The organism is Hungatella sp. (genome assembly GCF_046966825.1).
The window spans coordinates 1-7,288 of sequence record NZ_JBKVCZ010000212.1; the positions used below are offsets into that span (position 1 = coordinate 1).

The 7,288-nt window shown below is 52.6% G+C and carries 7 protein-coding genes and 1 pseudogene; all 8 read right to left on the minus strand.

What is annotated here, in order from left to right; translation table 11 throughout:
- Positions 1–305, minus strand: a 305-nt coding sequence (locus ACLTD4_RS32150) for a TRAP transporter large permease subunit (protein ID WP_412331892.1), incomplete at its 3' end; no start/stop codon positions are given.
- The gene (locus ACLTD4_RS32155; RefSeq protein ID WP_002604977.1) at positions 302–829 is read right to left on the minus strand and encodes a TRAP transporter small permease; all 528 of its coding nucleotides are present in this window, start codon (positions 827–829) and stop codon (positions 302–304) included. The genes ACLTD4_RS32150 and ACLTD4_RS32155, both read right to left, overlap by 4 nt.
- Positions 830–955: 126 nt before the next feature.
- Positions 956–2,059, minus strand: a complete 1,104-nt coding sequence (locus ACLTD4_RS32160; protein ID WP_117621993.1) for a TRAP transporter substrate-binding protein — start codon at positions 2,057–2,059, stop codon at positions 956–958.
- 190 nt (positions 2,060–2,249) lie between these two features.
- Positions 2,250–3,137 (minus strand): response regulator, encoded by an 888-nt coding sequence (locus tag ACLTD4_RS32165; protein ID WP_117621992.1) that lies wholly within the window; start codon positions 3,135–3,137, stop codon positions 2,250–2,252.
- Between the two features lie 2 nt (positions 3,138–3,139).
- The gene (locus ACLTD4_RS32170; RefSeq protein WP_117621991.1) at positions 3,140–4,624 is read right to left on the minus strand and encodes a sensor histidine kinase; all 1,485 of its coding nucleotides are present in this window, start codon (positions 4,622–4,624) and stop codon (positions 3,140–3,142) included.
- Entirely contained in the window at positions 4,609–5,880 is a 1,272-nt protein-coding gene (locus tag ACLTD4_RS32175) for an adenylosuccinate synthetase (RefSeq protein WP_117621990.1), read from the minus strand. Before ACLTD4_RS32175 ends, ACLTD4_RS32170 begins: the two co-directional genes overlap by 16 nt.
- Position 5,881: 1 nt before the next feature.
- Entirely contained in the window at positions 5,882–6,796 is a 915-nt protein-coding gene (locus tag ACLTD4_RS32180) for a hypothetical protein (RefSeq protein WP_055653231.1), read from the minus strand.
- Positions 6,797–6,861: 65 nt separating this feature from the next.
- A pseudogene (locus ACLTD4_RS32185) lies at positions 6,862–7,288 on the minus strand (hypothetical protein); the annotation flags it as partial.

Here is a 7,288-nt window from a genome sequence, read left to right on the forward strand (position 1 = left end):
ATATTTACCATTGCCATGCCGCCGCGCATCCATCCGACGCAGGCGTTGGCCAGCGCGATCAGCTTCTCCGAAATACCGCCGGAGCCCATCAGACAGCCCATGGTGATAAAGAACGGAACCGCCATGAGGCTGAAGGAACTGATTCCCTTTACCATCTGCTGGCAGATGGTCGTCAGCGGAAGGCCCTGAGAAAGCAGACAGAACACGGAGGAAAGCGCCACCGCGTAGGCAATCGGAAAGCGCAGAAAAACCATGACAAAAAAGCTGACAAGTAAAACGACAATTGCTAATGTTTCTCCACTCATGACTGGTCCGCCTCCTTTACGAAAAAGCTCTTGATGTGATTGTATACGGCCTCCAGTTCAAAGATCAGCATGGCCACCCCCGCTAAAGGAACCGGAAAATACATCCAGAATCTGGAGATCTTCGGCATACTTACATAGGAACCCTTGGAGCCGATTCCCCTGGCATACTTCCAACCGACAAAAATCATGATCAACGCCAGGGCCAGAACGGCCGCGTCAGAGAGTAAATCTAAAAATTTTACGACATTTTTCGGCAGATACGAGTCGAAAGCCGTCATGCGGATGTGGGCGCCTCTCCGGATTGCGAGGGCAGCCGAAAGCACCGCCATATAAGACATACAGGTTAAAACCACCTCTTCACTCCACGCCGGATCCGGAATAAACGGAACGTACCTCCCGATTACAGACATGGTGGTAATGAGGATATCCACGACCAGAAGCAGCTTGCATAAGAACATGACAGACTGATAGGTGGCATCGTAGGCAGGTTTAATCTTATCAATTTTATTAAAAATACCCGGCATCTTGATCCCCTTTCCAATACGGCCGCATGCACACTTCCGCGCACATGCCCCGTAACGAACGGGGCACAGAGGCGTAACAAGAATCTTCCTCTGTGCCCGTTTCCATTGCAGCAACAATTTATGAGTTTATTTCATATCGAGAATCTTCTGATACAGTTCTTTGTTGTCTGCTGTAGAGGAATCGATGATATCCTTACAGGCTTCCTGCCATGGGGTGATATCCGGCACTTCAATGACATTGATGCCTTCTGCCTTCAGCTCATCCAGGACCTTGTTCTCTGCCTCTTCGGAGATCTTTCTGTTGAAATCAGATGCGTATTTTCCTGCTTCCATCAGGATGTTCTGCTGCTCTTCTGTCAGCTTATCCCATGCTTCGTCTGTGATGATAACCTGAACCGCGCCAAGGGTGTGGCCGTCAAGGATTAAGTTCGGCGCAACTTCCTGGAACGCATTGGACTTGTAGTTTGCAATCGGCTGTTCCGCACCGTCTACAACGCCAGTCTGAAGAGCGGAATACAGTTCGTTAAAGGAAACAACGGTTGGATTGGCGCCCAGGCCCTGAACCATACCGTTCATAATCGGGTCGTTGGATACTCGTAACTTCATGCCCTTTAAGTCTTCCAGGCCGCTGATCTCTTTTACCGTAAAGAAATGGCGGAAGCCTTCCTCGCCGTAGAATAAGCCCCTTACTCCCAGATTGTTGTCATGCGGTTCCATGAGGAATTCCGGCGCCAGGTCACTGTTGGCGAAATTCCAGAAATGGTCGCGGTTTACAAATGTATACGGAATAGACAGAAGTACGGATTTTTCCACACCGTAGCTTGTCAAAGCGAACGCGGAGATACGGGACATGTCGATGGTTCCGCCGCCGCCCAGCATGGTGTCGAGGACATCGTTTTCAGAACCGAGAACACCGCTGGCCTGAATGTCGATGGCGATCTTCCCGCCGGAAAGCTCTTCTACCTTCTCCTTGAACGCGGTTGCCATCTGTCCGACGATGGTGTCTAACGGGTTTACCTCGGCATAAACAAGTGTTACTTCCGGCGTGTTGGAAGCCTCTGCCGCCGCGGAGGTCTCCTCTGCTGCCTTCGTCTCCTCAGCCGCCGCTGCCGTAGTGGTCTCAGGTGCCGGCGCCGCCGTTGTCGTCTCCGGTGTCTTTAACCCACAGCCCGCCAGGGAACCCGCTACCATTGCCGCGCATAATACTGTGCTCAAAAATCTTTTCTTCATGTCACAATTCCTCCTCTTAACACTCTTTTTACATTTTAGTGTGTTTCTTAACGTTTTCTTTACGTTAAATTCATTATAAGAGGATTTCTTTTCCCTGAAAACGGTAAATAATTGTGAATCATAGTATTATTTTAACCTATATTTTGTTTTTCTTTATGCACTTCGTACAAACGTCTTCTTAACACGTTCTTTACATTCTTTGAAAAATAACCATACGGTATTCCGTGGGGCTCTGGCCTGTAATCCGTTTGAAAACCTTTGCGAAGTAATTGGAATCCGCATATCCGACCGCTTTCCCAATCTCTTTTACATTCACCGTCGGCTCCTCCAGCATCTTCTTCGCCTCCGCGACACGGAATTCGGTTAAGTAGGATGTAAAATTTTTATGGAAGCACTGTTTGAACAGCTTGCAGAAATAAGCCTCCGAATAATTCATCATCCTGGCCATGTCCTGCATGGATATATCAAACATGTAATTCTCATGGATATATTTGTCGATGATTTCTGCCACTCTGGACAGGCGGATGCTGCTGAAATCCTCTCCCTCATCCCTGGAAGCGACCGCGCCGCCTCCGCTACGTCCGGCCATATTGGAAGCTTCCGCGCCGCCTCCGGCCGTCACGGAGGCAGATCTGCCGTCTGATCCGGTACCGGAATACGTCCCTGCAGCCATCTGCTCTTTCACGGCTTTCTCTCCCATCCGCGCCTCGGTCAGCCGCATGGCCTCCTCCAGGACGAGCATCAGCTCCTGCTCGTCATACGGCTTTAACAGGTAGTCCAGCGCCCTGACCGTAATAGCGCTTCTGGCATAGGCAAACTCATCAAAAGCGGTCAGGAAAATAATACAGCAGTCCCCATCCTGCTCCCGGATCTTCTGCGCGGCCTCGATTCCGTTGATTCCCGGCATCTCGATGTCTAAGATGGCGATCTGAATCTTCTCCTCTTCATAGACCCGCAGGGCTTCCCGCCCGTTTTCGGCCTGGAAAATCGTGCACTGGTCCCCCAGATTCTCCGTAAGCGTCTTATAGAGAACCTTTCTCTCAATCATTTCATCATCTGCGATTAATACACGGTACATACTCATATTTCCTCCTGCGGTATTGTCATCTGAATGACGGTTCCCCGCCCCTTTTTGCTGTAAATTCTCAGGCCGCCGTTCTGGTACATGGTCTGAATCCGCTGGTAGATATTGCCCAGGCCGATTCCCACCTTTGCCGTGTGGCTGTTCTTCAGCGCGGTCACCAGTTCCTCCAGCGTCTCCTCGTCCATTCCCAGGCCGGTGTCGGCCACGGAGATTATCACGCTGTTTCCGTCCTTCCACACCTTTAAAAAGACCCTTCCGCCCTGCTCTTTCCGTGACAGGCCGTGGATAATGGCATTTTCCACCACCGGCTGCAGCGTGAAGGCCGGGACCATCACCCGCCTGGCATCCACATCGATCCGGCACTCATACCCGATCCGGCTGCCGAAACGCATCTGCTGAAGATACATGTAATCCTCCACCACCTTCAGTTCCTGCTCCAGCGGCACAATCTGCTCCGATGTCTTTAAATTATACCGGAACAGGTTGCTCATGCTGGCGATCATCCGCTCCGTGGTCTTCGCCTCCTCCAGCTTTGCCGTGCATGCAATCATATTTAATGTATTGAACAGGAAATGGGGATTGATCTGGCTCTTCAGCACCTCCAGCCGCGTGGCGGCCAGACGTTTCTCCATCTCCATCTTCTCCAGCTCCTCCTTGTGGAGAAGCTCGGCCATCTCGTTGTTCTCCTTCAGGGTGTTGATATACCCCTCCGTGGCGTGCTTCATCTTGTTGAAGGCGCTGACCAGTTCCCCCATCTCATCTTTATTTTCAACGGTTATGTCCTTGCTGCTGAAATCATTTCTGGCGATCTTTCTGGAAGTGTGGGCCAGCTTGACCAGCGGATCGATCAGGGTGCTGGACAGCAGCTTCGTCAGACATAAAGCCACCACCATCATAACAGCGGAGAACAGAAGGATCAGATACGGCAGCTGGTAGAACACCGGAACCTTCTCCTGGTAGGTCGCATTTCCCTCTTTCAGGGTTACCTGCACCAGTCTTCTGGCGTAGGTCTGAATGTAAGACTGCATATCATAAATTTCGTACAGACGGGGAATAAAGTCCTCAGAGCCGGAATCCATCTCCAGTAGCTGATCGCGGGCCGTGCAGTACCCCTCATAACCGTTCTTCACATTCCAGGTCCTGGCATACCGTTCCTCACCGATCCGCTCATAGTCGAAGGGCAGGGAGCGGAGGCACCGCTCCGACCTGACGCAGGCCAGGACGTACTCATCCCTGTTTTCCTGTGTACGGTCTCTCACATACACTTCAAACGCTTTTATTTCCAGTTCCATCGCCTCCTGGAAATCGTGACACCGTGAATTATCGTCGAGAATGACATTGAAACTGCCCAGAGAGAAATCCATAATACGAATATTAAAGGCCACGGAAAGCCCCATGACCAGAATTACCATGACGGCGAAAGAGCCGATCTTCCGCTTCAGAGAGATTGTCAACCAGATTTCTTTTATATTTTGAAACATAGCACTTCCTTCCCCATGTTCTCACATTCTTTTTGAAACTCCTCCAGTTCCCGGGGGCGGCCGCAGCACAGAATCCGCCCGTCTGTCTCATCCAGATGGGTCACCTCGATCCGCGCACACAGGCACTTCTTAAGCCGTGCGGGTAAATTCCCCAGATCCATTTCCAGCGGGGCAAAGAACCCGCTCACGTCAGGATGCTTTGCAAAACGCAGCTCTCCCTGCCAGGGATTAGGCAGATTGGTTAAGTCCTGCATGAAGGGATTGATCTCCTCTTTGCGGCATTCATGATCCAGCCGCCCTCCGCCGTGCCTCGTCACGTAGGACCGTGTCACATAGCGGACGTCCAGCGATACAGGCTCGATTCTCGCCGATGCCAGAAGGCGGCTCACATTGAACAGTCCCGTGTGGGACGGCGTCAAATGAGGATAGTACTCCGCATTGTCCTCGTCCAGCAAAAGCCCCTGGGCGCCTTCGCAGATCACCGTATCGAACGGCTCCAGAACCTGGCTGGGACCTGCCGTGATGACGTAACGGTTAAAATTTTCCCGCATCAGATCTGACGCGTTCCAGAGCACATTGTCATCACGCAGAAGACGGAACCACTCATGCTCCCACAGCCTGTCCCGGTCAAAGGGCGCTTCCGGACCGCCCTCCAGCTCCCTGCATATTTCCTCCAGTCGTCCGGGTACGTAACAGTCCCGGATCCTTTTCAACATCCCGGCAATCTCCTCCGTGCTTTTTCCCTCCAGATCACCGAGACGGAAGGTCACTGCGCCGCCCGTAACCGACCTGGCACGGCGGACTGTCTCATAGATCCCCATGCCGCAGGAGCCGTGGCGCGCCTCCCTCCGAAGCTCCTCCGCCAGACTGTTCAGCAGCACGTCAAAGACGGTCACACAGACGCAGTCCGGGCTGGCATAGACGGCCACCGCGTCATGTCCGGCCCCGTTGTCACCGCGTATCCGTTCAAACGCTTCCGCCTCCTCCCCCAGCTTTACCAGATCGGGGAGAAATGTCTCACTCCAGTAAAACGGCGTCTCTCTGAAGCAGCCGCTCCCCAACTGGTGGAATACAAACCGGAAATTTTTCCCTTCCACCGTGTGGCCCGCCTGCGCGCCGCCGTTATGGCGCACTACAACAGCCTTTTTTCCCTGTTCCATGGCCTCAGCACAGAGGAGGTCCACGCATTTTCCCTTTCCCTCGTCGCCAAAATTCTTGCCGACAACCGCTTTTATCTCTTTCCCGTAATCACCCATATCAAAATGTCAGGAAGCCCTCTCCCTCTTCTTTTCTGATTCCTTTTATAATCTCCGCAACCACGTCCGCGGCCTTTCCGCTCCACTGTGCGGTAATTGCCTTTGTCTCCATGCCTCTGGCCGCCTGCATCAGGCTGACAAAGACCTCTGGAAGCACATCCAGATCGTTCGGATCCAGCTCTACGGCCCGGGATCCGATCAGCTGCTTCCAGTCTTCCCCGCTGTTCTGTGCCTTGCAGGCTCCGGCCTTCATCACAATATGGAAAATCTCATATCTGCGGGAGGCTTTTTCATAGAGGGCCTCGGCGCTGTAATCCCGGAAAGCCAGATCCCCGAACACGCGCTTGATCTCCGCCTTCGTCAGAATCTTATGGCACCTCTCGTCGCCTATGGTAAATAAAAATCCCTTTTCTCCGCGTTTGTCATAGCAGTCAATCTTCGTATGCTTATCCGCAAAATACCAGGAAAGCAGGTAAGACTCCCCGCCGTTGCCGCCGCCCCGTCCCTCGAACCAGACATCCAAGAGCTGTTCCGCAATCCTGATATCCGCCTCGAACTGGGTCACCTGGAGAGGCGCATCATCCGTCTTGGAGTCCCCGATGGCCTGGAACATAATATGCGGGTTCGTAACGGGCACCTTCTCATAGATCTCCAGCATGGTGCGGTTTAAGGCGCCCTTGGCGATCTCCTCCGATAAGTATCCCATGGAGCCCGTCACATCCAGCCCGAAAATGATTGCGGTGGACGCCGGATTGTCCATGGAATCACAAGATTCCCGGTATTTCACCCCGTTGGGGTCCAGGTTCGGTCTCATCTGTCTGGAACGGTAGATATCGTTCACCGTGGAATTCTGGTTGATGTTTCTTGCTGATCTTAAATTATTCCAATCCTTACTCTGGTAACTTCCGTGTCCCATACTGTTTCCTCCTGCATATGTGATAGATCTTTTATTCCGGTATACTGCCATGATAATACGCAGTACTAGCTGTAGATTTCCTCATCCGTGACGGGAAGGGGAATGAATTTCCGTTCCCCGTACGAGGCCTCCAGCACTCTGTCCCACTCGGCAAAATCGCTTCCGGCACTGCCTGCTGCCGGCTCCAGCAAGAATTCCCGGAACGGTTCCGGCAGAGTCAGAAGGCCTTCCACCGCCTCCCTCGTCTCGCATCCCAGCAGCTTTGCCGCCGCAAGACGCAGCGATTCCAAGTCCGTGGAGAAATGGCATCGCTTGCTCTCCAGGTATTTCCTGTAGATGCATTTCCTTGCGTCCGCGGAGATTCCGCTCATCGTTCCGTTCTGATATCCGGCGAACCACCATCCGCCGTATAAGTAGATCTGATGGGTGGCTGGCTCCACAAATAAATTGTCCAGCGTCAGGCCATTTAAAACGATTCCGCTATAGGAAAGG

Excerpts from the sequence above, each read along its gene's own strand:
- ACLTD4_RS32155 (WP_002604977.1), bottom strand. The coding sequence starts at position 829 with ATGCCGGGTATTTTTAATAAAATTGATAAGATTAAACCTGCCTACGAT.
- ACLTD4_RS32160 (WP_117621993.1), bottom strand. The coding sequence starts at position 2,059 with ATGAAGAAAAGATTTTTGAGCACAGTATTATGCGCGGCAATGGTAGCG.
- ACLTD4_RS32165 (WP_117621992.1), bottom strand. The coding sequence starts at position 3,137 with ATGTACCGTGTATTAATCGCAGATGATGAAATGATTGAGAGAAAGGTT.
- ACLTD4_RS32170 (WP_117621991.1), bottom strand. The coding sequence starts at position 4,624 with ATGTTTCAAAATATAAAAGAAATCTGGTTGACAATCTCTCTGAAGCGG.
- ACLTD4_RS32175 (WP_117621990.1), bottom strand. The coding sequence starts at position 5,880 with ATGGGTGATTACGGGAAAGAGATAAAAGCGGTTGTCGGCAAGAATTTT.
- ACLTD4_RS32180 (WP_055653231.1), bottom strand. The coding sequence starts at position 6,796 with ATGGGACACGGAAGTTACCAGAGTAAGGATTGGAATAATTTAAGATCA.